Genomic DNA, 23,883 nt, shown 5'->3' with positions numbered 1-23,883 from the left:
CTAGTCTAGAACCTGAGAAGAATGGTATACTAGAAAAAAAGAGGAGGCGTCAAAATGGCAAATATTTATGATACAGCAAACCAATTAGAACGTGAATTACGCGAGTCAGAACAGTTTCAAGATTTGAAAGGTTCTTTCGACCGCTTGAAAGCAAATGAAGAAGCGTATGCGTTATTCAAAGAGTTTCAAGAGTTGCAACAAAGCCTGCAACAAAAAATGATGGCTGGCGAAGAAATGACAGAAGAAGAAGCGCAAAAAGCCCAAGAATTATCGCAAAAAATTCAGCAAGACGGCATTGTTTCTGACTTGATGCAAAAAGAGCAAGCCTTCAGCTTAGTAGCCAATGACTTGAACCGCATCATCATGGGTCCTGTAAGAGATCTATACGAAGCGTAATCGCCAACCAACAAAGACCAAAGAAGCAAGTGAATCTTCAGAGCAATCGGCTGCAACTGCAAGAGCCTTTTCCAAAGAAGTTTCAAAATCGCTTCTTTGGTTTTTTTTATGAAAAAGGCGAACAAATTTTCGTATTTTGCTGACGAAATGCCTGAGAAATGTTATGATAGAAGCATTAAGGAGGGAGAAAGAAATGCGATTTTTACATAGTGCAGACCTGCATATCGACCGGTCATTTGAAGGGGTTCATTTGTTATCTGAAAAAGTGAAGACCCAACTCCCTGCCATCAATCAAAAAATCATCCGTAATTTGGTGGATGTTGCCTTAGAAAAAGCGGTCGATTTTGTTTTGCTGGCTGGGGATACATTCCATCAAGCACGGCCGAGTCTAAAAGTGCAGCATGACTTTTTTGCCCAACTGCAACGACTAGGGGAAGCACAGATCCCTGTCTATATGATTTTCGGCAACCATGATTATTATGATCCGCAACGGTATTGGTTTGCTTTTCCAGAAAATGTCATTCTCTTTTCATCAGAAGAAGTTCAAACGGTTCAAGGAACAACGAAAAACGGTGAAACCTATGCAATCAGTGGATTTAGCTACCAACATCCTTGGATCACTGAAAATAAAGTAACAGAATTTCCTGCAAGAGCAGCGGTGGATTACCATATCGGGCTTTACCACGGGGACCAAGCTGGTGAACGGTATGCCCCCTTTTCAATCAGTGAAATGAAACAAAAAGGCTATGATTATTGGGGCTTGGGGCACATCCATGTACCTAAGACGCTCTCAGAGCAGCCACCGATTCTCTATCCAGGTACACCTCAAGGAAAGACCAAGAAAGAACAGGCGACTGGGGTGATTTTGGCAGACTTAACGCCGCAGGGACCAACGATCGAGCGCTTGGAGATCGCAGAGATCGCTTGGCAAAAGCAAGTGGTCTCCTTAGCGGATGTGACTGCCTCGAATGCCGTATTGCCAGCGATCATCGAGCGCTTAAAAAGTCCTCGTTCGCGCTTGCTGCATCTGGTGTTGACCGATGTGCAGCAGCTGCCGCCAGATTGGTTTCCAGCTGCGGAAAAAAATGAATGGCTGACCTACCTCAATGAACGGTTGGCACAAACAGAGCCGCTGCAAGTGATCTATGCCCTTGAAGTCGAGCAAGCCAATGAAGACAAGATCGCATTGGTGGTATCAGAAGATTATATGCTGCAGTTTTTAGCGATGTATGAGTCGCCAGAGATGTTTGCGGATCGATTGTCGGATCTATTGCAGCATCCACTGATCCAGCGGGGGATCACCCATGAATCATTTCAAGAAGAAGTCTTGCAGCAAGCCAAGCAATTGTTGAAAGACGACTTTCAATGGGAGGAGCAGTCATGAGAATTTTAAAAGCAGAGATTACCGGTTTTGGGAAATACCATGAACAAAGCTTTGCCTTTCATCCGCAAAATCAGCTGCTCTTTGGGCACAACGAGATCGGAAAATCGACGTTGTATCAATTTATTGCCGCCATTTTGTTTGGCTTTCCGAAAAAGACAGCCAAGAAAAAAGACTATACCCCCAAAAACGGTGCTGCTTACGGTGGCAAGTTATGGTTGGCGCTGGAACCCTTCGGTGAAGTGATCGTGGAACGCTATCGGCAAGTGGACCGTGGTCGTGCCAAAGTCCATGTCGCTGGCCAGACGGTCGATGAGCAATGGCTGGCACAACACCTGCAGCCCCTCAATCGAGCATTGTTCTTCGATGTCTTTACTTTTCAGCAAGAGCAATTGACCCAGATCGATAAGCTAGAAGAAAATGAGCTGCACCAAGCGTTGATTTCTCTAGGGATCAGCGGCAGTCAAAAAATGCTGCAGCAAGTGGCGCAATATGAAACCACCAATCAGCAGCAATACAAGCCACGAGGGCAAAAGCTGCCTTTGAACCAAGCGTTAAAACAATTAGAAAAACTGCAAAAAACGATTGCGGAAAAAGAAAGCGAAGAAAGCCGCATCCAACAGCAGTATCAACAGATCGCCCAGCTGCAAGAACAGATCCAAGACTTGCGGCACCAGTATCAAGCATTGAATGACGCTTATCAGGAAAATCAGCAACAGCTGAGTCACTGGGGCCTTTATAAAGAGTGGCAGCAAATGGCACCAGCAGATACGCTAGCCGATCCTCAGCAAGTCCAAGCCATCAAACAGTTTTATCAGCAGTATCAGCAGCTGACGGAAGAAATTCGCAAAAAAGAAGCCGAATTAGATCAGTTGGAGCAAGGAAAAGAATCAGACAAGTATTTCTTTTACCTTGATCACGAGCATCAGATCAGTCACTTGCTGCAGCAGCAAGTGACGATGGCGCGTTTGGCAGATCGTGAAGCAGCAGCCAATCAACAAGAAACTGTCGCCATCACAGAGTTGAATCGCTTGATTGAAAAGCGCCAGTGGAGCAGAGAATCGCCGCCGCTAGTAACGGCTTCGATCCATGAACAAACCACACGTTTACTGCAAGAACGTGTGCAGTTAGAAGAGCTCGAAAAGCGCATGAGGCGTTTAGAAGAAAAAGCGCAATCTTTGCAAGCCACCGCGGCCCGCTTAGAACAGCAGCATCCTCAATTGATTGGCCGCAAGCCCGTTTCTCGCCCGCTATGGCCGCTAGGGATCGTCGGTGGGCTAGTCACAGTGATCGGTATCTTTTTGCCAAGTCCGTGGCGCTGGCTTGCATTAGGTGCGGGGATCTCATCGATCATCGGCAGTATTTTGCCGCTGATGAAAGCAGCACCAAACAAGCAGCAAGGCGTCAAGCAAGAATGGCAGACGGTCCTCATGCAGCTGGATCTACTGGGCGAAGAGTTGGCACAGCTGGAAAATGAGCAGCAGCAAAAGCAGCAGCAGATCAGCCGTGCCCACCAAGCGTTGACACCCTTTTTTGGTGATTTGCCGGTGGAAAACTGGCAGTCGCATCTATTCGCTTATGATGAAGATGTTGCTAGCTATCAAGCCTACTCGCAGCAGCGCAAGCAAGCCTATCAAGAACGGCAAGCTGTCACGGAAGAATTGGCCCCCTTTGAGGAGCAATTCCGCCCGTATGCGGAGTGGCTGCCGCTGCAAAACAAAACCTTGTTAGAAAAAGCGGCGATGTTGCAGAAGTTTCATGAAGAGATGCAAACGATCAAGCTTTCGCGGTTGCAACAACCTAGCACGTTACTGGCCCAACAATTGACCCGTACCCGCAACGAACGCGACCAGCTGTTTGCCCAAGCCAGTGCGCTCTTGCAGCAGCAAGGGTTAGATCACCCTGCAGAAATCAGCCTCTGGTTGAAGCAATGGGAAGCAGCGCAGCGCACGCAGCAGCGAGCAGAAGAATTGGCGGGGATGTTAACACCGATCTATCCCAAACCAGTCACACAAGCAGAATTGCTGCAGCAAAAAGACCAGATCAAGCAGCAGCAAACACAGCTTCAGGCACAAATGCAGCAGTTGACGGAGCACAAACAACGCTTGGAATTAGAAGCAGCAGCCAGTCAAAAAAACGGCACCTTGAATCAGCTTTATCAAGAAGAAAGTGAGCTGAAGGCGGTCATTGAAGAACTCGCTGTGGCATGGGGCAGTCGTCAGTTGGCGGCTTCAATTTTGACGGATGTCACGACTGAATTGTCAGAACAGCAATTGCCGCAGCTATTGTCAGCCGCTTCGACTTATTTTGAACAGCTTTCAAACGGACGTTATCAAAAGATTCTTCTGGAAAATGGTCTGTTAGTAGCGGCAAATGCCAGCGAGACCTTTTCGATCATTGACTTGTCCACAGGAACGAAGGATCAGTTGATCATGGCGTTACGTTTCGGTTATCTAGCGCTGCAAAAAAATCATCCTTTGTGCCCGATCATTATTGATGATGGTTGGTTGCATTATGACAGTGTTCGTAAGGAACGCTTCGCAGCACTATTAAAAGAGTTTGGACAAAGTTATCAAGTAATTTGTTTGTCTTCTGACCAAGAAATGGTAAGCTATTATCAGAAGTACCAGCAGCCTATCGAGGATCTGAGTAAAGGAAGTGAAAGATTTGGCTGATCGGCCAAATAAGCCCATGAAAAAAATTCGTGAATTAACTGTTGATGAAACGTTTCAACTTTTCTTACTGATCAAAAATGCCGATGTACGGATCGCGAAAAACGGCAAAAAGTTTATTGCCTTCACGTTTCAGGATACATCTGGCACGATTGATGGAAAGTTTTGGGATGCATCAGATGAAGAAATCGCCCGTTTTGAACCCGGGAAAGTGGTACTACTAGATGGGAAACGAGAAGTTTACCAAGGCAATCCGCAAGTCAAAATCATGCATTTGCGTTTAGCGAAGCCGGAAGAACCCCACGAACCAAGCCAATACATGGAAAAAGCGCCCTTGCGAAAAGAAGAGATGGAAGAAGAAATCAGTCAAACCTTGTTTGAGATCACAAATCCTCACTGGAATCGCATCGTCCGTTTCTTGTTGAACAAGTATAAAAAGGAATTCTTTGATTTTCCAGCTGCGAAGCGCAATCACCATGCCTTCGCCAGTGGATTGGCGTATCATACGACAACTATGCTGCGCTTAGGAAAAGCGATCGTCAAAGAATACCCTGAATTAAATGCGTCACTGCTGTATGCGGGCATTATTTTACATGATTTAGGAAAAGTGATCGAGTTGACAGGTCCGATGACGACAGAGTATACCTTGGCGGGGAATCTAGTAGGGCATTTGGTCTTAGTGGATGAAGAAATCACGCAAGCCTGTATGGCTTTGAAATTTGATGACAAAGAAGAAGATATCGTTGTTTTGCGGCATATGGTTTTAGCCCACCATGGCTTATTAGAATATGGGTCACCTGTTCGCCCCCGCATAATGGAAGCGGAGATCCTCCATCAGATCGATAATTTGGATGCTTCCATGCAAATGATGCTGACGTCGATTCGTTTAACGGAACCTGGTCAATACACAGACCGAATTTTTGGCATGGACAATCGGAGTTTTTATGTACCGAAAGAAGTGTAGCGGTGACCTTGTAGCACGATCAACTAAAGTGAATGACGGAAAGAACAAAAACCACGCTAGGCTTGCTTAGCGTGGCTTTTTTAGCTGCTGGAAAAGCAGTTGAATCGTAGATAGAAATCTAATCGGCACAAAAAAAGAAGCACCGCTATGACGGCACTTCTTTTTTTGTTTATTCAGCAGAAGAATCTGTAGCACTTTCACTTGTTGCAGTAGAATCATCGGTTGCCTCAGTAGCAGAAGAATCTGCTGCAGAGCTGTCTGTTGCATCCGTTGCAGAAGAGTCAGCAGTTGAATCTTCTGTTTCGGCAGCTGTGATGTAATCAGAAAGCAAGTCTGCTAAGTCAGAGTCTTTCATTTTCACGTTGGCTGCTTGCAATTCTTGACCGATCGTTGCTGCCATAAAGGTTGAATCATTCAACAACGTGTTTTGAGCAATTTCAGTCAATTCATCTTTGTATTTATCCATATCGTTGCCTTTGTCTTGGTTTTTCACCATTTTCACGATATAGTATTCCGTCGTATAAGTCGACGTGTTGGTTGCAGAGATCACTTCAGAGATTTCACCATCTTTTAAATCAAAAGCGGCTGTTTTCACTTCGTTTGGCACAGCAGTTGACGTAGAATCGAATTTGATCGTTCCGCCATCTTCTTTTGTTGCTGCATCCGTTGATTTTTCTTTAGCGATTTCGCCAAAGTCAGCATCATCTTTTTTCGCTTCTTCTAAGACATCTTTGGCATCATCTTCACTTGCTACTTTGATGATTTGTGCTTCTACTTCTGGGTGGAAAGAATCCCAAGCAGTTTTCATTTCTTCATCAGTAATATCCATGTTGGCTTTTAAGCCTTCACGTAACGCAAGCTGTTCTTTCAATTCTGCACGGTAAGATTTCACCGTATAACCAGAAGCAGTCAAGGTTGATTCAAAGGAATCACTACCGCCGTATTGTTCAGCCACGTTGTTGAATTGTTCGTCGATCATTTCTTCAGTCACGTCATCGCCGTATTTTTCATTAAAGACTTTTAAGACGATCATTTGACGCAACGCTTGTTGGTTTTCTGAACTTGTTTTTGCTTTGTCATAAAAATCTTGAACAGTGATTTTACCGCCCTTCATTGTTGCGATTTCCTCACTTGAGTTTCCACAAGCCGCTAATGCAAAAAGACTCATTGCACTGACTGCTACTAAAAGTAATTTTTTCTTCATTCGTTTAAGCACTCCTAATTCTAAAAAGATTCATAATAATCACTGCACCTACTATACCACTTCTAGAAATGGTTGGGAAGAAAACAGTGGATGTTTCAAACAAAATTCATAAAAACTACAAATTTTCGATTTGTTTGTCATCCGCTGCGCTTTGGGCTTGAATCGTCGTAATGTGTTGATTCAATTGCTCCATTTGGGTCTTGATCCGAGCAAGGCGCGGTTGGGCTTGGAATTTGAAGGCTTCCAAATCTTTCGTGAAAGACTCCGTAACAACAGGGATCGTTTCGTCGATCGTTTTGCGGGTCACCATTACGGCATCTTTTAGCTGTTTGACGCTGTCATTGAATTCTAAGGTCGCTTCTGTCGTGTCATCTAAATAGCGAATCAATTCTTCACGGGTTTCATTGCCGCTTTTCGGTGCAAAAAGCAAACCGCCTAAGCCGCCGGCGATGGACCCGAATAATAGTCCTTTAAGAAAATTGCCGATCATTTAGTCCACCTGCTTTCCAATTTTTTCGGCGATTGCCGCTAGTTCTTCCCCCGTGTAATTGTCTGCGTGATTGCCAAAATGGATCTTGAAATCATCGTCTTTGCTGTAACGAGGAATCAAATGGACATGGGAATGGAAGACCGATTGGTACGCCAATTCTTTATTGTTGTTGATGATATTTAAGCCTTCGATCTCAGGGAATGCTTTTTCGATCGCCCGAGCAATCTTAGGGATGCGGGCAAAAACCGCTGCTGCCAACGTTTCATCGTACTCAAAAATATCCGTCACATGGGTTTTGGGAATCACCAATGTATGACCAGGGGTGACTTGGGAAATATCTAAAAAGGCATAAACTTGCTCATCCTCGTAGACTTTGTAGCTAGGGATCTCACGATTGTTGATTTTACAAAAAATACAATTTTCCATTGTAAAAAAACCTCCTTGATCTATTACCTCTACTTTACCATATTTTGCTTTTTTTCGTCTGGTTTCCTCTTTGAAAAAGTCGGAACAAGGCAACTGTTCCTTCAACAAAGGCGCTTTTTAAAGAAATGCGAAAAGCGAGCGAGAAACGCTTGCATTTAGATTCCAACAACCCTAGACTTAATATCAGAAATCAATTGGAAAGAAGGAACCTATGAAACCGATCATCAAAGAAACCTTACAGAAAAAAACAACGACTTCAGCGAAGCTCCGCTATTTGGCTTATGCCTATAAAGAATGGTTGATTGCGATCACGCTGTTTGTGGTGTTCGCAGGTTCGATCACCTATTCGCTAACGCGTCCAAAAGAAGAAGTAGTCAATGCCGCCATCGTCACTGAAACAGCGATGGACCCTACGGTGCAAAGTGAATTGGAGACAGCCGTTGAGACCTGGGCGATCGACCAAGGGTATCAAAAAGAAGAGCTGAGGATCAGTCTGGTTTCCTATGCTGAACCTGCTGCTGTTCAAGCCTTTACTACCCGCCTTGCCGCCGGTGCGATCCAAATGGTCATTTTTCCAGCGAGTGATGCACAACTGTGGCAAGAACGCTTTGGCAGCCAAGAATTGCCGCAAGAAACCATTACAGTGGGAGAAAACGAATTTATCTTACAAGTCACGAATAAAGAAAAATAAGCAACGGTTTTGCTAGCGGATTGAAAAAAAGAGCCTACGTTGACAGAAAGCCGTAATTAGGCGAATCGGAGGAAAAGAATGACTTTACAAGTAGCAAATGTGACAGGCGGTTATAACCAGCTGCCAGTCTTAAAAAATATTGATTTTACGATCGGCGATGGTGAGCTCGTTGGTCTGATTGGCTTGAATGGGGCGGGGAAGAGTACGACGATCAAAGAAATCATCGGGTTACTGCAACCTCACAGCGGGACGATCACGATCGACGGCTTGACCTTGAAGGAGAACCCAGAGCAATACCGCAAACAAATCGGGTATATTCCCGAAACCCCATCTTTATATGAAGAATTGACCTTAAGAGAGCACATTGAAGTGACAGCGATGGCCTATGATCTTCCGCAAGAAGAAGCCATGAAGCGAGCGGAGCGTTTATTAAAAACCTTTCGCTTAGAAAACAAACTCGATTGGTTCCCAGCAAACTTCTCAAAAGGGATGAAACAAAAAGTCATGGTGTTGTGTGCCTTTTTGATTGAGCCAAGCGTCTACATCATTGATGAACCTTTTCTAGGATTAGATCCTTTAGCGATCAATGCGTTATTGGAACTGATGAATGAGATGAAACAAACCGGGGCATCAATTTTGATGTCCACCCACATTTTAGCAACCGCAGAGAAGTATTGTGACAAATTCATCCTACTGCATAACGGTGAGATCCGCGCACAAGGGACATTGGCGCAGCTAAGAAGCCAATTTCAAGCACCAGAAGCCTCCCTTGATGATCTGTACCTCGCACTGACAAAGGAGAGTCAAGCATGAAGCAGTTTTTCTCGCAACGCTTACAGCGGCATCAAAAACAGATGACACGCTATTTGCGCTATGTCTTCAATGATCATTTTGCTTTGATCAGCACCTTCTTAGTGGGAGGCCTAGGGCTGTATTATTCGGAATTGCTAAAAACATTGCCGCGGCCGTTTCCATTAGGCGGCGTCATCGTGGTCGCTGTTTGGCTCTTTGTTTTACCGCTGGGACGTTTAGCGACACTGACGAAACCGGCAGATTTGATTTTTCTGTTAGCCAAAGAAGGGCAAATGAGAAGTTACCTCAGTCAAGCTCTGCGTTATTCTCTCTGGCTGCCCTTTGGGGTCTTATTTTTAGCCGTAGGAGCAACGATGCCTTTAGTCGTGGTCACAGCAAACAGTACATTTGCTTCCTTTCCCTTCTTTTTAGGAATGATGTGGCTGTTAAAATTGGGGGATCTTTCACTGCAGCGGATTCGGTTGTATCAAGAAACACAGCAGCAAGTCAAACAGCAGCGAGGAATCTGGTTCGCCAGTGCGTTAGCTGCCACACTTGCCAGTATTTATGTAGCACCTTGGCTAGGGTTGGTGATCAGCATCCTCCAAGCAATCTGGTTCCTCTTTGGCGTGAAATCTAATCGTCAGCTCTTGGATTGGGACTATATGATCCAAGCCGAGCAATCGCGCTTATTACGGATCTATCGGTTTATCAACTTGTTTACAGATGTTCCCCAAATCACGACGGAAGCCAAACGACGCAAATACCTCGACTGGTTGCTGGCAAAGATCAAACCAGCCCAAAGCAATACGTATCTTTATCTTTACTTGCGCCGAGTGATTCGTGGTGGGCAATACGGCGGTCTTTATGTCCGTTTATCCTTGATTGGTGGCTTCGTCTTATTCTTTGTCGATGAGCTTTGGATCAGTCTGCTGATCGGCTGCTTGTTTCTTTATCTGATCGGTTTCCAACTGATCCCTTTGATCAATGAATTTCAATACATGGTTTTGACCCATTTGTATCCCGTGCCAGAAAAACAAAAAGCCGCAGCAATCAAAAAAATTATCGGGTCACTTTTGCTTGTGACGACTGTTTTTTTCGGCGTGATCTGTTGCTTGCGCTTGCCCGTTGTTTGGCAAGGGGGCATCGCTTTTGTGGGCTTCTTCCTCTTTGCGGGTCTTTTTTTAGGCATCTACTTGCCAGGGCGATTAAAGAAAATGCACGCCTGATCCTCAGGAAACCTCTCTTACAAAAAGCGAACGCATATGCGCTTGACGGCGACCCTTTAGGAAGCTAGAATAAGAGGTACTGCGAAATAAGGAGAGAAGCTAGGATGGATATTCGCTTGGATCAAGATTGGCGTATGCGGCCGATCAAAGGCGACACCGGGAAAGCCTATATCGGGCTCAAGGACAACGACAAAGTCTTTATCAAACGAAATACGACCCCGATGCTTGCGGCACTCTCTAAAGAGGGCATTGCACCCAAACTCGTCTGGACGAAACGGACGGGAAATGGGGATACGCTCTCCGCACAAGAATGGCTGGATGGACGGGTCTTAGATCCCGATGAGATCGGCCAAAGAAATGACGTCATTGATGTGTTGTATCACTTGCATCATTCAAAAACGCTGGCACAGATGCTAAGCAAAATCGGCGGACAAGTCAGAACGCCTGAACAAATGCTGATGGATTATCAAGATCAGCTGCCTTCTGCGGTGGCTCAAAACCGTTTTATTCATTTGGTCACCGAGTATTTAAAAGCCAATATTCCAGCTTTTGACGAGCAAAAAGCCGCGGTCGTCCATGGCGATGTCAACTATCGAAATTGGCTGGTTTGTCAAAACTATTTGTATTTAGTCGATTGGGATTCCGTGATGTTTGCAGATCCAGCAATCGATATCGGGACTATTTTAGGTCACTATGTGCCGCTATCCAGCTGGTCCCATTGGCTGGTGCGCTACGGTATCCATAGCAGCAGCGAAGTGATCGAAAAAATTTATTGGTATGCATTGTTGAGTATGCTGCAAGAGGTCAAAAAATATTATCTGCGGGGCGATTACAAAGCCATGAATGCAGAGATTTTACAATTAAAACGAATTTATAGTGAATGAAGAGAAGATGGAGCGAGGCAATTTGGTTCCATCTTGTTTTTTCGGAAAGGAAGAAACATGAGAGTAAGAAAACGTGCAGGTGCAAAAGAGCTGATTGAAGCTCATCCACAATACGTCGTTGCAGAGCCTACCGAATGGAAAGGGCGTTGGCATGAACGCTTTGGCAATGATCATCCGCTACACATCGAGATCGGCATGGGAAAAGGTCAATTTATTACGGAAATGGCGAAAGCTCATCCCGAAATCAATTATATTGGGGTAGAGATGCAGATCAGTGTCGTTTCGATCGCATTGGATAAAATGATCGAGCAGGAGATCCCAAACTTGCAGCTGCTGCATGTGGATGGTTCGGCTTTGACCAACTATTTTGCGGACAATGAAGTAGACCAGATCTACTTGAATTTTTCTGATCCATGGCCTAAGAAGAAGCATGAGAAGCGCCGTTTGACTTCTAAAGCCTTTTTAGCGGTGGACGAGCAAATTTTACGACCTAATGGCGAGATCCATTTCAAAACGGACAACCAAGGATTGTTTGAGTATTCCTTAGCGAGCTTTTCTCAATATGGCATGATCATCAAACAAGTTTGGTTGGACCTGCATAACAGTACCTTTGAGAACAATATCATGACGGAATATGAAGAAAAATTCTCAAGCCGCGGGCAGCGAATCTATCGGGTGGAAGCCCAATTTGTGGCAAAAGACCCGCAGGAATAAAGAAGTGACGAAAGACGAAGCAAATTTGCTTCGTCTTTTTTTTCTATTCTCAAAAGGCTTGCGTATTTCTTTTTAGGAGGGATAAGTCGTGGATATTCAAGCATTCTCAGATGAGTTGATTCACTATGGCAGACAAGAACGCATGCAGGATCTGGCCATTTTGCCGAGCGGTACACAGATGGAGGTGATTTTCAGTAAAAGCTATCTCAGAAAGACCTATCAAGTACTGACCAACGAAGAAGCCCAGCAGCTGATCACTCGCTTCAAATTTTTAGGAGGAATGGAGGTGGGAGAACGACGCAAAGCTCAGTTAGGAGCAGTCAGTTATCCGTTAGGCGATCAGCTGCAGCGGCTGCGCATCTCCACAGTCGGTGACTACCAAGGGCGTGAAAGTCTCGTGATGCGGTTTCTTTATCCTTTGACTCAGGAGCATCTGCGCTATTTTTTTGCAGAAGACGTCCAACAGATCCAACAGGCAACCAAACAAAGAGGACTGCATTTGTTTTCCGGTCCCACTGGCTCAGGGAAATCGACCCTCATGTATCAATTAGCTCGGGCAACCAAGGGGCAAATCATTACCATCGAAGATCCTGTGGAGATCGAGGAGCCGCGCTTTTTACAGCTGCAAACCAATTTGAAGATCGAACAAGACTATGATGAATTGATTCGCTTGTCCTTGCGGCATCGTCCAGACCTGCTTTTGATCGGCGAGATTCGTAACAAAGAAACGGCGCAAGCCGCTGTACGAGCCGCTCTGACAGGTCACCGAGTATTTGCCACGATCCATGCCCGAGGTGTAGCAGAAACCAAGACGCGGCTGCTGGAATTGCTCGGGACAGACGATCGTCTGGCGCACGCGTTGCAAGGGATCATTTATCAGCGATTGTTGCCAAATGAAGCGAATGAACCTCATGGATTGCTGGCATATCACTTTTATGAGGGGCAAGTGGAAAAACAGTGGCAACACGTACTAAAACAAGTGAAAGAAAGTGGGTGGATCAGCGATGAAGTTTATGAAAAAGAAGCCCCAGCTACCACGCCGTGCAACTGAAGCCCTCTTAGTCACCTTCACGGTGTTATTGGAGAGTGGCTTTTCCCTACAAGAAAGCCTCCAAGTGCTGCTGCGCAGCCGCCAGTTTTCTGAACCTGTGATCGAACAGCTGATTGTCCATCTGGCCCAAGGGCAAAGCTTTGCAGCAGCGGTAGCGCCGTTGTCGTTATCGGCTACTGAAAAAAGTCAGCTTCATTTAGCAGAAAGGCATGGGGATCTCACGGCGACCTTGCGGCGGATGGTCGACTACCATAAATTGGTCAACAAGCAAAAACAGCTGCTGTACAAAGTAGCTGCCTATCCGCTTTTGTTACTGGTCTTTTTAATAGCTGCGCTTTTTGGGATGCACCGCTTTTTATTGCCCCAATTGCTAGCCTCTGGCATGATCGACGAAGGTCATTGGGGCATTCGCGCCATCACTTGGGCACCAGCAGTACTTATCCTCTTCTTGTTGTTAAGTGTGCTGCTTTTTGTGATCAGCCGCTGGGTGTTTGCCCGCCGCACTGCCTTGCAAAAAGCTGTGTTTTTCAGCCACCTGCCATTGTTCGGAGCATTGTACACGAGTTATCACACGAGTTTTTTCGCATTGGAATGGGGCAAGTTGTTTCAGCAAGGGTTAGATATCCAACAGATCATCGAGTGTATGGAGCACACCAATAAAGCTACCTTGATCCAAGAATTAGCACGAGAACTGCGAGTGACCTTGACACTTGGGGGCGAACTCCCAGAAAAACTTCGTCATTTCTCGTTTCTCACACCCGAATTTTCTTTGATCGTCTTTCAAGGAGAAGTACGAGGAAAGTTAGGAGAAGAGCTTTTTTTATACAGTCAATTATTGATGGAACGCTTGTTTCAACGAATCGAAAAAGCCATTCACTGGGTTCAGCCTCTGATTTTTTTGTTGGTTGCTTTAATGATCGTTGGGATCTATGCCGCTATGTTTTTACCAATCTATGGAAATATCCAAGGAGTGATCGAATGATAGAAAAGAAAGTAGCATCTCCTCGCAAGCAGGGGATTTGGCGTGTCAAAAAAGGCTTTACATTGGTTGAAATGCTAGTCGTTTTATTAGTGATCAGTATTTTGGTTTTGTTGTTTGTCCCAAATCTTGCCAATCAAAGAGGAATCATTGATGAGAAAGGAAATGCGGCGATCGTGAAAGTAGTGGAAACCCAGATCGAACTCTTTCGTCTAAATGAAGATCGGGTGCCTTCGAAAGAAGAATTGATTGCAGAAGGGTATGTATCTGAGGAACAATATGCGATTTATGAGCAGAGAAAGTGAGAACAATGGCACTAGGGGATTTTCTGGGTTTACCTTGATGGAAAGTCTCTTGGTACTCTTGGTCAGTAGTCTCTTCCTCTTTTTCCCCGTCGTGGCTATCGAGTACTATCAACGATCTGCGGAAGTTTTCGGCTTTTGTGCTCGCTTAGAAAAAGGACTCTATACCTTGCAGCAATCGGCCATCATCGATAACACACAAACTCGAGCAATCTATCAAGCAGAGCCAACACCAACTGTTTCATTTTACGGCGCTGCAACTGAGCCAGTCACCAAGATCGACGTTCCTCCTCAACTAGCGATGCAGGCGTTTCCCGATATTCTTTTTAGTAGTCAATCCGGCAACAACAGCAGTCTGCGAAGGATCATTTTCTATTGGCAGGAGAAAAAGCAAACCATCAGCTATAAGTTTTTATTTGGGAGTGGCCGTTATGAAAAAATCGTTGAATAGTGGGTTCATCTTAGCAGAAAGCCTGATTGGCTTTGGGGTCTTGGCAACTTGTGTGTTACTGTTTTTAGCAATGCAGACCGCTTCACTGACGCAAAGTGCGGCATTGCAAGAAAAAGCCCAAATGCTGCGGGTGCTGTATGAAGAAGTCCAGAACCACTCCTTTGATGCGTCAACCATTACCTACACGACGCAGCGTCAGGCAGTCTATCAAGTTCGCTTTTGGCAAGCAGCGCAGCATCAACAAGCACGCATCCAAAGCTGCGAGCAGCTCTGGGAGATCGTGTATGAAGAGTAAAGGCTTTACTTTGTTGGAGTGTCTGTTGTCTTTATGGGTATTGGCGATCTTCTTATTGCTGATCAGCGGGATCGTTAAGCACCTCGCACCCGTCAATCAGCAGATCATGGCTCGCAAAGATCAAGAATGGCATGTGTTTTTGTTTCAGCTGGAACGGGAATTAAGTACCTGTACCTATCTATCGGTCAGTGAGACCACACTGTATTTGCGAAGCAGTCAAAACAATTCGGTCACCATCGATCGCATCAATCGCGTGCTGCGAAAGCGGGACAACAATGGGTATCAACCACTATTGACAGAAGTAACGGATGTGTCTTTTGAGAAAATTGGCGCAGCGATCCGCTTTACCGTTTCCTTTGAGAATGGAGAGCAGAAAATTGGACAATGGAAAATTCACACACAAGAGGCGGCATAAAGGCGGTATTTTACTCACAGCATTGTTGTTTGTGCAGCTGTTGAGCTTGATGTTATTGCTAGTGTTAGAAAACAGCCGCACAACAGCCCTTTTTTATACAAAAACCATTGAAACCTATGAAGCCCGCATCATGAGCGAACTGTTTCATGCGGAATTCTTGCAAAACGAATTGGCAGATCAAGGGTCACGACTTTATAATGTAGGAAAGTTGACCTATGAACGGCAAGGACAACTCTTACAGATCGAGTGCCATGTCAAAAGCCGCCGCTTTACATTTACCTTTTTGTTACCTGAAGAAGAGCCTGAAATAGACACAGATGACCAAGAAGAATAGTACAGGAAAAGGATGGTTGTTTCGACCATCCTTTTTCATACAGAAATAGAAAAAGAATGTTTACAGCTTCACAAATTATTCTAAACGAAAGCGATTGATTATTTTGGATGAATCGGCTAAAATTAAACAGGTATATATGTTGTTATAGTTTTGAAAAGAGGTGCAAGATGTCCGCAGAAAAAATGGAAACGTCTTTTCATTTGACCGTTGAAGCGATCCAACTGCTTCAAAACGCATTGGAAACGTCTTTTTTTGATGCTTACGTAGAGACGATCGAAAATTTTGTTGATCAATACCAAGTTCGCGTGATCGATGGGGTACCAGATGAAGCAACTGCTGCTCGTTTAGAAACCATCTATCAAGAAATTCGAGCAATGGAACTATCGGCAGAAGAAAAACGCAAGCTTGCGCAGTTGGTTTTGTTGAAAGGCAGCCAAACGGAGCGCCTGCAGGCCAATCACCAACTGACACCAGATAGTCTTGGGTTTTTATTCGTCTATTTGATCGAGCAGTTGAGTAGTGCCGATCAACCAGTGAAACTTCTTGATTTATCGGTAGGCATGGGGAATCTCTTATTGACAGTCTTGCTGAATCTGCAATTAGCCAAGCGTCCAGTAGAAGGAACCGGTGTGGATATTGACGAAACCTTGTTGGCGATCGCAGCTGCAACTGGCGAATGGACCAAAGCGCCCTTGCATTTGTTCCATCAAGATGGCTTGCAAGAGCTTTTGATCGAACCGATGGATCTGGCGATCAGCGATCTACCGGTGGGCTATTACCCACAAGATGACAAAGCCCGCAGCTTTATTACGGCGGCTCCAGAAGGACACAGTTACGCCCATCATTTGTTGATGGAACAAGCGATGAACTATGTCAAAGCTGGCGGTTACGGTTTGTTCTTACTACCAAGCAATTTCTTGGAAACGGAACAGAGTGAATTTTTGAAAAAATGGCTGAAAGAAAAGGTTTATTTGCAAGGAATGATTCAGCTTCCTGAAGAACTCTTTAAAAATGAACATTCACGTAAAAGTATATTGCTTTTACAAAACCACGGAGGGACAAGCAAACAAGCAGAAGAAGTCTTGCTGGTCAAGCTAGCCTCACTGAAAGAACCAAAGAACATCACAAAACTTTTTGAACAATTTGCGGCTTGGAAAGCAGCAAATCTGTAATATAATTCGGATAAGGAGATCATCATGTCAAAAACAATCGCAATCAATGCTGGAAGTTCAAGTTTAAAATGGCAATTATATCAAATGCCAGAGGAAACAGTTGTCGCTAAAGGAATCGTTGAACGAATCGGTTTGAAAGATTCTATCTTTACCATCAAATATGGGGAAGATCAAAAATTCGAACAAATCATCGACATCAACGATCACGAAGTAGCTGTAAAAATGTTATTGGATCAACTGATCGAATTAAACATTTTAGGTGCTTATGATGAAATCACTGGCGTCGGTCACCGCGTCGTTCACGGCGGAGAAGATTTCCCTGATTCAGTTGTGATCACAGACGAAGTGATGGAACGCATCCAAGCATTGGCTGAATTTGCGCCATTACACAACCCAGCAAACTTGATGGGGATCACTGCTTTCAAAAAAATCTTGCCTGAAATCATCAGTGTCGCTGTTTTTGATACTTCTTTCCATGCAACGATGCCAAAACACAATTACCTATACAGCTTGCCATTAGAGTACTATAACGAGTTTAAAGTACGTAAATATGGCTTCCACGGTACAAGCCACCGTTATGTTTCTGAGCGTGCGGCAGAAATGTTAGGCAAACCAATCGAAGAATTAAAAATCATCACTTGCCATCTAGGGAACGGTGCGTCGATCACTGCGGTTGACGGCGGACAATCAGTAGATACATCAATGGGCTTCACGCCATTAGCTGGTGTAACGATGGGAACACGTTCTGGTGACATCGATCCTGCTGTTTTGCCTTACTTAATGGAAAAATTAGATTTGAACATCGATGAAATGGTGGATGTTTTAAACAAAAAATCTGGTTTATTAGGCTTAACTGGTATTTCCAGCGACATGCGCGATCTAGAAGCAAACTACGACAAAGAAGAAGTCAAAGTTGCTTATGACGTCTTTACTGACCGCATCCGTAAATACATCGGTGGCTATGTAACGACCATGAACGGTGTCGATGCGATCGTCTTTACTGCTGGTATCGGTGAAAATGATGCCCACGTCCGCAGCGAAGTTATCAAAGGCATGACTTGGTTTGGTTGCGAATTAGATGCCGATCAAAATGCCAAACGCGGCGAAGAATTAGTGATCTCAACTGAAGAGTCAAAAGTCAAAGTACTTTTGATCCCAACAGATGAAGAATTAATGATCGCTCGCGATGTGGAACGTTTACGCGGCTAAGCGAAAACCTTCCTTAGAATAGAAGCTGAAACACATGCAAGAGAAATGCTTGCATGTGTTTTTTTGTAGGAAAGTCCGCAAAACGGGGCTAGAGAGAAAAATTGGTGAAGACCATTTTCTAATTTTTTAAACAGAAAATTTAATAATTATACATATGAAAATTGGCTCATACTGCACCTAGGTGGAGGGCTTCTCATTTTGCTTTCATTTGAATTTAAATTTCCCTCCTTTTTTACAAGATGTTCTCAGGGAAATACCCTTGTAAAAGTTGCCAAATGGGAATAAACTGGCATTTGTGAATTTTCAGAAAAATTCCGCTATTTTATTTTCATTAATTTTTATAAGGGGCCATTACATATGGAAAAAGAAAAAACATTCTTAGGTCAGCCGCGAGGGCTGTCGACTTTATTCTTCACGGAAATGTGGGAACGATTCAGTTATTATGGTATGCGGGCGATTCTGGTGTACTTCATGTACGATGCAGTTGCCAACGGCGGCTTAGGGTTGCCAAAAGGAACGGCTGTGGCGATCATGTCGATTTACGGTTCCTTAGTGTATATGTCAAGTATTGTTGGCGGCTGGATCTCGGACCGTCTGTTAGGATCAAATAAATCCGTCTTTTATGGTGGGATCTTGATCATGTTAGGACACATCGTTTTGGCAACACCTTTAGGGATTCCAGCGTTGTTTGTGTCCATGATGCTGATCGTCATCGGAACCGGACTCTTGAAATCTAACGTGTCGGGTATGGTGGGGCATTTATACAGCAAAGACGATATCCGTCGGGATGCTGGTTTCTCGATTTTCTACATGGGGATCAATATTGGCGGCTTGTTAGCACCGATCATCGTCGGGATCTTAGGACAAGAGGTCAACTACCACTTAGGCTTTTCGATTGCTGCTATCGGGATGTTCATCGGGTTGGTGCAGTATTATGTGCAAGGAAAAACCACGTTGAAAAGTGTAGCGATCGCGCCAACGAATCCCTTATCGGCAGCCGAAAAGAAAACCTTCTTCCGAGCAGTCGTTCTGGTTCTTCTCGCATTGGCAGTGTTGTTTGGCGCAGCAGCAGCAACTGGCCATCTGACGGTTGATTTCTTCATCAACTTTATCAGTGTTCTAGGTATTTTCTTACCGATCTACTACTTTACCAAAATGCTGCGTTCGAAAGATGTCACACCAGATGAAAAGAAAAAAGTGTTGGCCTACATTCCGCTGTTTTTGTCAGCGATCGTCTTTTGGTCATTGGAAGAACAAGGCTCATCGATCTTGGCATTGTTTGCCGCTGACCGTACGCAATCAACGTTATTCGGCATCAATATTCCAGCAAGTTTGTATCAAACCTTAAATCCACTTTTTGTCGTCTTATTGACACCTGTCTTTGTCTGGTTGTGGACCAAACTAGGCTCTCGTCAGCCACGGACAGAAGTGAAGTTTGCCATCGGTTTAGTCTTAGCCGGTTTGTCCTTTCTATTGCTAATGCTGCCAAGCCTCTTGTTTGGAGTAGAAGAACGGGTCAGCCCATTATGGTTGGTATTGAGCTTCTTCATCATGATTGCAGGGGAAATGTGTCTTTCACCGGTGGGCTTGTCGGTGACGACCAAACTAGCGCCGAAAGCCTTCGAAGCACAAACCTTGGCGATTTGGTTGTTAGCAGACGCTTCTTCACAAGCCATCAATGCGCAAATCGCTCGGTTCTATACACCGCAAACAGAAGGGATGTACTATGGCATCGTCGGCGGAGTAGCCGTTGTTGTCGGCATCATCTTGTATTTAGCTAGAAAACCGATCCGCAACTTGATCGGCAACATTCATTGATCAAAAAATAAAAACTTGATTTTCCGCGTATGCATGGATTGAACAACCCATGCATATGGCAGGAAAATCAAGTTTTTTTGTTGCGAATCAATCTCTTAGTCAATCAAGGGGCTCAGGGACTGGCGCGTGATCTGCTGCTGTGCAATGACCAGGGCTTCTTGGAAGTGCTGCTGTAAAAAGTAGCGGTCATGGCTGACCGCCAGCAGGGTCCCTTGATAATCTTGCAGCATTTCTTCAATTTCTTCTCGGGCATAGCTGTCGAGGTGATTGGTTGGTTCATCCAAAATCAGGACGTTGATTTTTTCTAAAAAGAGTTTCAGTAACGCCAAACGGATTTTTTCACCACCAGATAAATCTTTGATTCGTTTGGCCACATCACTTTGATAAAACCCACTTTTGGCCAATTGCCGACGAGCAGCCTCTTCGTTTCCTGTCAACATCTGTACGTAGGCCAACAAGCGGCTCTCAGGATCGGCAAACTGTAGCTGTTGGGGCAAATAGCCGATTTGTAAGCTGCTGCCGCGCTTGATAGTGCCGCCGCTAGGAAGCTCCTCACCGAGAAGTAATTTGAGTAAGGTTGATTTTCCGGTACCATTGTCGCCGATGATGGCTAGATGCTCCCCACGGTAGATTGCAAAACTGCTGTCTTTGAATAGGAGCTGATCGGCATATTGCTGGTGCAAGTCACGAACGATGAACACCTCTTTGCCTGATTTCCCGCCATTTGCCAAGCCTTGCAGCCGATTTTTCGGGGGCGCTGGCGGTTTGACCAGTGTAAGTTTCGCTAGGCGGCGTTCCAATTCTTTGGCTTTTTTGAAGAAGGATTCATTGTCTCCTTCATGGCCCCACTGACGAAACCGACGAATCATGACTTTCAGCCGCTGGACTTCTTTTTGCTGCAGCTCGTAATTTTTGGTCAGCTCCGCCAAGCGAGCTTCTTTTAAGACACGAAATCGGCTATAGTTCCCAGGATACTCAATCAAGGCGCCTTCTTCCAGTTCCCAGGTCTTGGTGGTGACTTGATCGAGAAAGTGCCGATCGTGCGAAACGACTAGAACCGCTTTTTTCGTATTCTGTAAATAATTTTCCAACCAGCGAATACTGGAAAGATCCAAGTGATTGGTTGGTTCATCCAGTAACAGCAGGTCAGCATCAGCAACTAATACTTTGGCTAAAGCGACTTTAACCCGTTCACCGCCGCTAAGCTCTGTTAAGCGTGCGTTCTGTCGATGGGGAATTCCTAAGCCTTGTAAGATCGCGGAAATTCGGTCTTCCAATCCATAGCCGCCCAGCTCTTCAAAGCGCTGCTGCAGCTCGCCATAACGGATCAGACACTTCTCTAAATCAGTATCGGGTTCTGCCATCAAGGCTTCGTAATGGCTCATTTGCTGTTTGAGTTCTTGAATGGTAGCAGCAGAATGGAGCAGGTAGTGGGTAACGGTTGCTTCAGAAACTGTCAACTCTTGCTCGACCGTCCCGACCCTCAAGCCTTTTTGGCGGCTGATAACGCCGCTATCGACGCCTTCACTGCCAGTCAAGATTTGTAAAAAGGTTGATTTGCCCGTTCCGTTAATGCCGACTAAGGCAATTTTTTCTCCAGCTTCGATTTGGCAGGCTAACTCCTCAAATAACGGATTCCCGCCGATGGTTTTTTTTATAGCAATTGCTTGTATAATCATGATCTCTCTCCTTGAGACCACTCAAAAAGGCCATGGATACCCATGGCCAGTGTTATTTAAACTCAGATTTCCTTGAGAAAAATACCTTGAGATGGCCATTGATTTTACGTAAATTTAACTGTTTTGGACAGACTCGTCCCGTCAACAGCAACTGTAAAACCAATTGCATGGCTAAATGCGATATGGTATCGTTGGTAATTTTCATTACTTGTTATTTTAGTCATGCGCATCATGGTAGTTTCCCCTCCTTTGTGTCTTTGTCTTTTCAGTGTACCTGAAAGTATCAGAAAGTTCAACCAGTACTGGCGGTTTCTTAGCGTTCCTCGATGCGTAATTCTGTCAGAGAGCTTTCTTTCATCTGACCGATGACTAATGGAACGGTCTCATGAACCACATCACTGTATTCTAAGCCGAACCAGCGTTCAGGTGAAATGGTATGGCGTTTGATAAAAAGCTTCGTCTGCATGACTTGCTTCTGCCATTTGCTTAATGCAGTTGCATTCGACAGCTCTTCTTCGATCATCACGAATTGGAAATCGCCCACATTGCGTCCAGGCGTTAAGGAGTAGCGTTGCGGCTGCAGCGGCAAGCGACCATCTTTCATCAATTCTTGAATGATTTGGCGAATGTAGAGATTGACTTCTTGCGGCACCCGAAAGCCGAGATAAAGCTTTAGTTTAACGATAAAATCGGTATCTGCCATCGAAACTTCATATTTTTTCGTATAGGGTTCGTCGGTGACTTCCACATTGACGAACCAATACACTTTGGCACGTTTTGGCCGTTTGTCTAAAATGGAATAGATGAACTGCTGACCGATCTGATCGTCTTGCAGTTTAGGAACCATGAAGACGACGTTCGTCTGAGATAACGGCAAAGAATCATCTTCCCGCAACTGTTTCAATTGAGGGATGTAGGTAGAAAGCGCAACTTCTTCGGCAGCATTTTCTTGAATACGATTGCCCCATTCCCAAATCAGCATCACGCCGATGATCACGCTGGCTAATAAGATGGCAACGTAACCGCCATGGAAAAATTTGGTCGCACTGGAGATAAAGAAAATCCCCTCGATCGCTGCAAAAAAGAGCGTGATGAACGGTGCCAAGAAACGGGTCTTCTTGTTTTGGTGCAAGTAGAAATACAGCAAAATAGTGGTCATCAACATCGTTACCGTAATGGCCAATCCATAAGCAGCTTCCATCCGAGTAGAGGTCTGGAAGAACAAGACCACGCCAGAACAGGCGATCCACAGCAAGGTGTTCAAGGCAGGAATATACATTTGCCCGATAGACGCCCCCGGATAGATGATTTGCATCCGCGGCAATAGTTTCAACTTGATGGCTTCAGAAACCAGGGTAAAGGAGCCAGACAGCAGGGCTTGCGAAGCTATGATGGCAGCGAGGGTGGCAAAGCTGACACCAAAGACTGTCCACCCTTGCGGCAACGCTTGGAAGAATGGATTCAAGTTTTCGATTTCTTGATAAGTCGGGTTTTGATAGACTTGCAGCAACCACGCCGCTTGACCAAAGTAATTTAGCATCAAGCAGATTTTGATATAGGGCCAGCTGGCATAAATGTTTTTCTTGCCCACGTGACCTAAGTCTGAGTAGAGGGCTTCCGCACCAGTCGTTGCCAAAAAGATATTGCCGAGAATAAAGAGACCGGCACTGTTATCGGGACTAAAGAGCAAATTGATCGCATAACGGGGATCAAGGGCGCGAATCACCGAAAGGTCACCAGCAAAGTTCATCATCCCGACGATCCCTAAGAAAGTGAACCAGCCTAGCATGATCGGTCCGAAGGCTTTGCCGACAAACTCAGTCCCAAAGCGCTGCAGGGCAAAGAGGACCAATAAGATTGCTAAGGTGATGCCGACGATGATCGATTGGTCATTGCCGAAGCGATCAAAAAAGACTGGAATCCCCCGTAATCCTTCGATGGCAGTGGTCACCGTCACGGCTGGCGTCAACACGCCATCTGCTAGCAGGGCTGCGCCCCCGATGATTGCTGGAATAATCAAATAGCGGCTGTTTTTACGAACTAGAGTATAAAGGGAGAAAATCCCGCCTTCTCCATGATTATCCGCGTTTAATGCGATCAAGACGTACTTGATCGTCGTTAACAGCGTTAGCGTCCAAAAGACGAGCGAGACGCTGCCTAAGATAAAATCGGGTGTTAAGGTGCGTAGTCCGCCATTGTCCTCCACCAGGGCTTTCATTACGTAAAGCGGGCTCGTACCGATATCACCGTAGACCACCCCCATGGCGACTAAAAGTCCGCCGGCGGTCACTTTTTTCATTTTACTTGAACTCATTGACTGTTTTCCCTCCATTTT

24 protein-coding genes are annotated in these 23,883 nt (G+C 45.1%); 19 read left to right on the top strand and 5 right to left on the bottom strand.

Annotation, left to right across the window (positions count from 1 at the left end; translation table 11 throughout):
• Nucleotides 1-54: 54 nt before the first annotated feature.
• The 4 genes from ECA1_RS11935 (at nucleotide 55) to ECA1_RS11920 (ending at nucleotide 5,413) form a co-directional block, all read left to right on the top strand.
• Entirely contained in the window at nucleotides 55-396 is a 342-nt protein-coding gene (locus tag ECA1_RS11935; protein ID WP_005227708.1) for a YlbF/YmcA family competence regulator, read from the top strand.
• Nucleotides 397-589: 193 nt separating this feature from the next.
• The gene (locus tag ECA1_RS11930) at nucleotides 590-1,780 is read left to right on the top strand and encodes a metallophosphoesterase family protein (RefSeq protein ID WP_236596112.1); all 1,191 of its coding nucleotides are present in this window, start codon (nucleotides 590-592) and stop codon (nucleotides 1,778-1,780) included.
• Nucleotides 1,777-4,452, top strand: coding sequence for an AAA family ATPase (locus tag ECA1_RS11925; protein ID WP_071859288.1), 2,676 nt, complete (start codon nucleotides 1,777-1,779; stop codon nucleotides 4,450-4,452). Before ECA1_RS11930 ends, ECA1_RS11925 begins: the two co-directional genes overlap by 4 nt.
• Nucleotides 4,453-4,468: 16 nt before the next feature.
• Nucleotides 4,469-5,413, top strand: a complete 945-nt coding sequence (locus ECA1_RS11920; RefSeq protein WP_034872173.1) for a 3'-5' exoribonuclease YhaM family protein — start codon at nucleotides 4,469-4,471, stop codon at nucleotides 5,411-5,413.
• A gap of 169 nt (nucleotides 5,414-5,582) precedes the next feature.
• Here ECA1_RS11920 and ECA1_RS11915 read toward each other — a convergent pair whose 3' ends face one another.
• The 3 genes from ECA1_RS11915 to ECA1_RS11905 all read right to left on the bottom strand — a co-directional run bounded on the left by ECA1_RS11915 (nucleotide 5,583) and on the right by ECA1_RS11905 (nucleotide 7,533).
• Complete coding sequence (locus tag ECA1_RS11915; RefSeq protein ID WP_005227715.1) at nucleotides 5,583-6,617, bottom strand: peptidylprolyl isomerase; 1,035 nt, start codon at nucleotides 6,615-6,617, stop codon at nucleotides 5,583-5,585.
• Nucleotides 6,618-6,732: 115 nt separating this feature from the next.
• A complete protein-coding gene (locus tag ECA1_RS11910; RefSeq protein WP_060792575.1) occupies nucleotides 6,733-7,107 on the bottom strand; it encodes a YtxH domain-containing protein in 375 nt (124 codons plus the stop codon).
• Nucleotides 7,108-7,533: an HIT family protein gene (locus ECA1_RS11905; RefSeq protein ID WP_005227719.1), complete on the bottom strand. Its 426-nt coding sequence runs from the start codon at nucleotides 7,531-7,533 to the stop codon at nucleotides 7,108-7,110.
• 211 nt (nucleotides 7,534-7,744) lie between these two features.
• Here ECA1_RS11905 and ECA1_RS11900 point away from each other — a divergent pair, with 211 nt between their 5' ends.
• From ECA1_RS11900 to ECA1_RS11830, 15 genes are all read left to right on the top strand, one after another.
• Nucleotides 7,745-8,224 (top strand): hypothetical protein, encoded by a 480-nt coding sequence (locus ECA1_RS11900; protein WP_005227727.1) that lies wholly within the window; start codon nucleotides 7,745-7,747, stop codon nucleotides 8,222-8,224.
• 78 nt (nucleotides 8,225-8,302) lie between these two features.
• Nucleotides 8,303-9,037 carry an ABC transporter ATP-binding protein gene (locus ECA1_RS11895; RefSeq protein WP_005227728.1) on the top strand — a complete coding sequence of 245 codons (735 nt, stop codon included), beginning with the start codon at nucleotides 8,303-8,305 and terminating at the stop codon, nucleotides 9,035-9,037.
• A complete protein-coding gene (locus tag ECA1_RS11890) occupies nucleotides 9,034-10,245 on the top strand; it encodes an ABC transporter permease (protein ID WP_060792574.1) in 1,212 nt (403 codons plus the stop codon). Before ECA1_RS11895 ends, ECA1_RS11890 begins: the two co-directional genes overlap by 4 nt.
• 104 nt (nucleotides 10,246-10,349) lie before the next feature.
• Nucleotides 10,350-11,129: a phosphotransferase family protein gene (locus ECA1_RS11885; protein WP_060792573.1), complete on the top strand. Its 780-nt coding sequence runs from the start codon at nucleotides 10,350-10,352 to the stop codon at nucleotides 11,127-11,129.
• A gap of 57 nt (nucleotides 11,130-11,186) precedes the next feature.
• On the top strand, nucleotides 11,187-11,843 hold the full coding sequence (gene trmB, locus ECA1_RS11880) for a tRNA (guanosine(46)-N7)-methyltransferase TrmB (RefSeq protein ID WP_005227731.1): 657 nt from the start codon (nucleotides 11,187-11,189) through the stop codon (nucleotides 11,841-11,843).
• Nucleotides 11,844-11,931: 88 nt separating this feature from the next.
• A complete protein-coding gene (comGA, locus tag ECA1_RS11875; protein ID WP_060792572.1) occupies nucleotides 11,932-12,894 on the top strand; it encodes a competence type IV pilus ATPase ComGA in 963 nt (320 codons plus the stop codon).
• Entirely contained in the window at nucleotides 12,848-13,876 is a 1,029-nt protein-coding gene (gene comGB, locus ECA1_RS11870) for a competence type IV pilus assembly protein ComGB (protein ID WP_060792571.1), read from the top strand. Before comGA ends, comGB begins: the two co-directional genes overlap by 47 nt.
• On the top strand, nucleotides 13,873-14,178 hold the full coding sequence (gene comGC, locus ECA1_RS11865) for a competence type IV pilus major pilin ComGC (RefSeq protein ID WP_015510483.1): 306 nt from the start codon (nucleotides 13,873-13,875) through the stop codon (nucleotides 14,176-14,178). Before comGB ends, comGC begins: the two co-directional genes overlap by 4 nt.
• Nucleotides 14,153-14,626: a competence type IV pilus minor pilin ComGD gene (gene comGD / locus ECA1_RS11860; protein ID WP_034857584.1), complete on the top strand. Its 474-nt coding sequence runs from the start codon at nucleotides 14,153-14,155 to the stop codon at nucleotides 14,624-14,626. Before comGC ends, comGD begins: the two co-directional genes overlap by 26 nt.
• On the top strand, nucleotides 14,607-14,921 hold the full coding sequence (locus ECA1_RS11855; protein ID WP_015510481.1) for a PilV family protein: 315 nt from the start codon (nucleotides 14,607-14,609) through the stop codon (nucleotides 14,919-14,921). Before comGD ends, ECA1_RS11855 begins: the two co-directional genes overlap by 20 nt.
• Nucleotides 14,911-15,336, top strand: coding sequence for a competence type IV pilus minor pilin ComGF (gene comGF / locus ECA1_RS11850; RefSeq protein WP_060792570.1), 426 nt, complete (start codon nucleotides 14,911-14,913; stop codon nucleotides 15,334-15,336). The genes ECA1_RS11855 and comGF overlap by 11 nt, the downstream gene beginning before the upstream one ends.
• A complete protein-coding gene (gene comGG, locus ECA1_RS11845) occupies nucleotides 15,299-15,670 on the top strand; it encodes a competence type IV pilus minor pilin ComGG (protein WP_015510479.1) in 372 nt (123 codons plus the stop codon). The genes comGF and comGG overlap by 38 nt, the downstream gene beginning before the upstream one ends.
• Before the next feature lie 167 nt (nucleotides 15,671-15,837).
• On the top strand, nucleotides 15,838-16,842 hold the full coding sequence (locus ECA1_RS11840; protein ID WP_005233418.1) for a class I SAM-dependent methyltransferase: 1,005 nt from the start codon (nucleotides 15,838-15,840) through the stop codon (nucleotides 16,840-16,842).
• 24 nt (nucleotides 16,843-16,866) lie between these two features.
• On the top strand, nucleotides 16,867-18,051 hold the full coding sequence (locus ECA1_RS11835; RefSeq protein WP_016621162.1) for an acetate/propionate family kinase: 1,185 nt from the start codon (nucleotides 16,867-16,869) through the stop codon (nucleotides 18,049-18,051).
• Between the two features lie 357 nt (nucleotides 18,052-18,408).
• Complete coding sequence (locus ECA1_RS11830) at nucleotides 18,409-19,869, top strand: peptide MFS transporter (protein ID WP_005227746.1); 1,461 nt, start codon at nucleotides 18,409-18,411, stop codon at nucleotides 19,867-19,869.
• A 95-nt stretch (nucleotides 19,870-19,964) separates the two neighbouring features.
• On the opposite strand, the gene abc-f is transcribed toward ECA1_RS11830, so the two are convergent.
• Together abc-f and ECA1_RS11820 are read right to left on the bottom strand one after the other, a co-directional pair.
• Complete coding sequence (gene abc-f, locus ECA1_RS11825; RefSeq protein ID WP_060792569.1) at nucleotides 19,965-21,548, bottom strand: ribosomal protection-like ABC-F family protein; 1,584 nt, start codon at nucleotides 21,546-21,548, stop codon at nucleotides 19,965-19,967.
• A 313-nt stretch (nucleotides 21,549-21,861) separates the two neighbouring features.
• Entirely contained in the window at nucleotides 21,862-23,862 is a 2,001-nt protein-coding gene (locus ECA1_RS11820) for a KUP/HAK/KT family potassium transporter (protein WP_060792568.1), read from the bottom strand.
• Nucleotides 23,863-23,883: the final 21 nt, after the last annotated feature.

It is taken from the genome of Enterococcus casseliflavus NBRC 100478, assembly GCF_001544095.1.
Classification (GTDB): Bacteria; Bacillota; Bacilli; order Lactobacillales; family Enterococcaceae; genus Enterococcus_D; species Enterococcus_D casseliflavus.
This window is presented reverse-complemented; position numbering and strand designations above follow the sequence as displayed.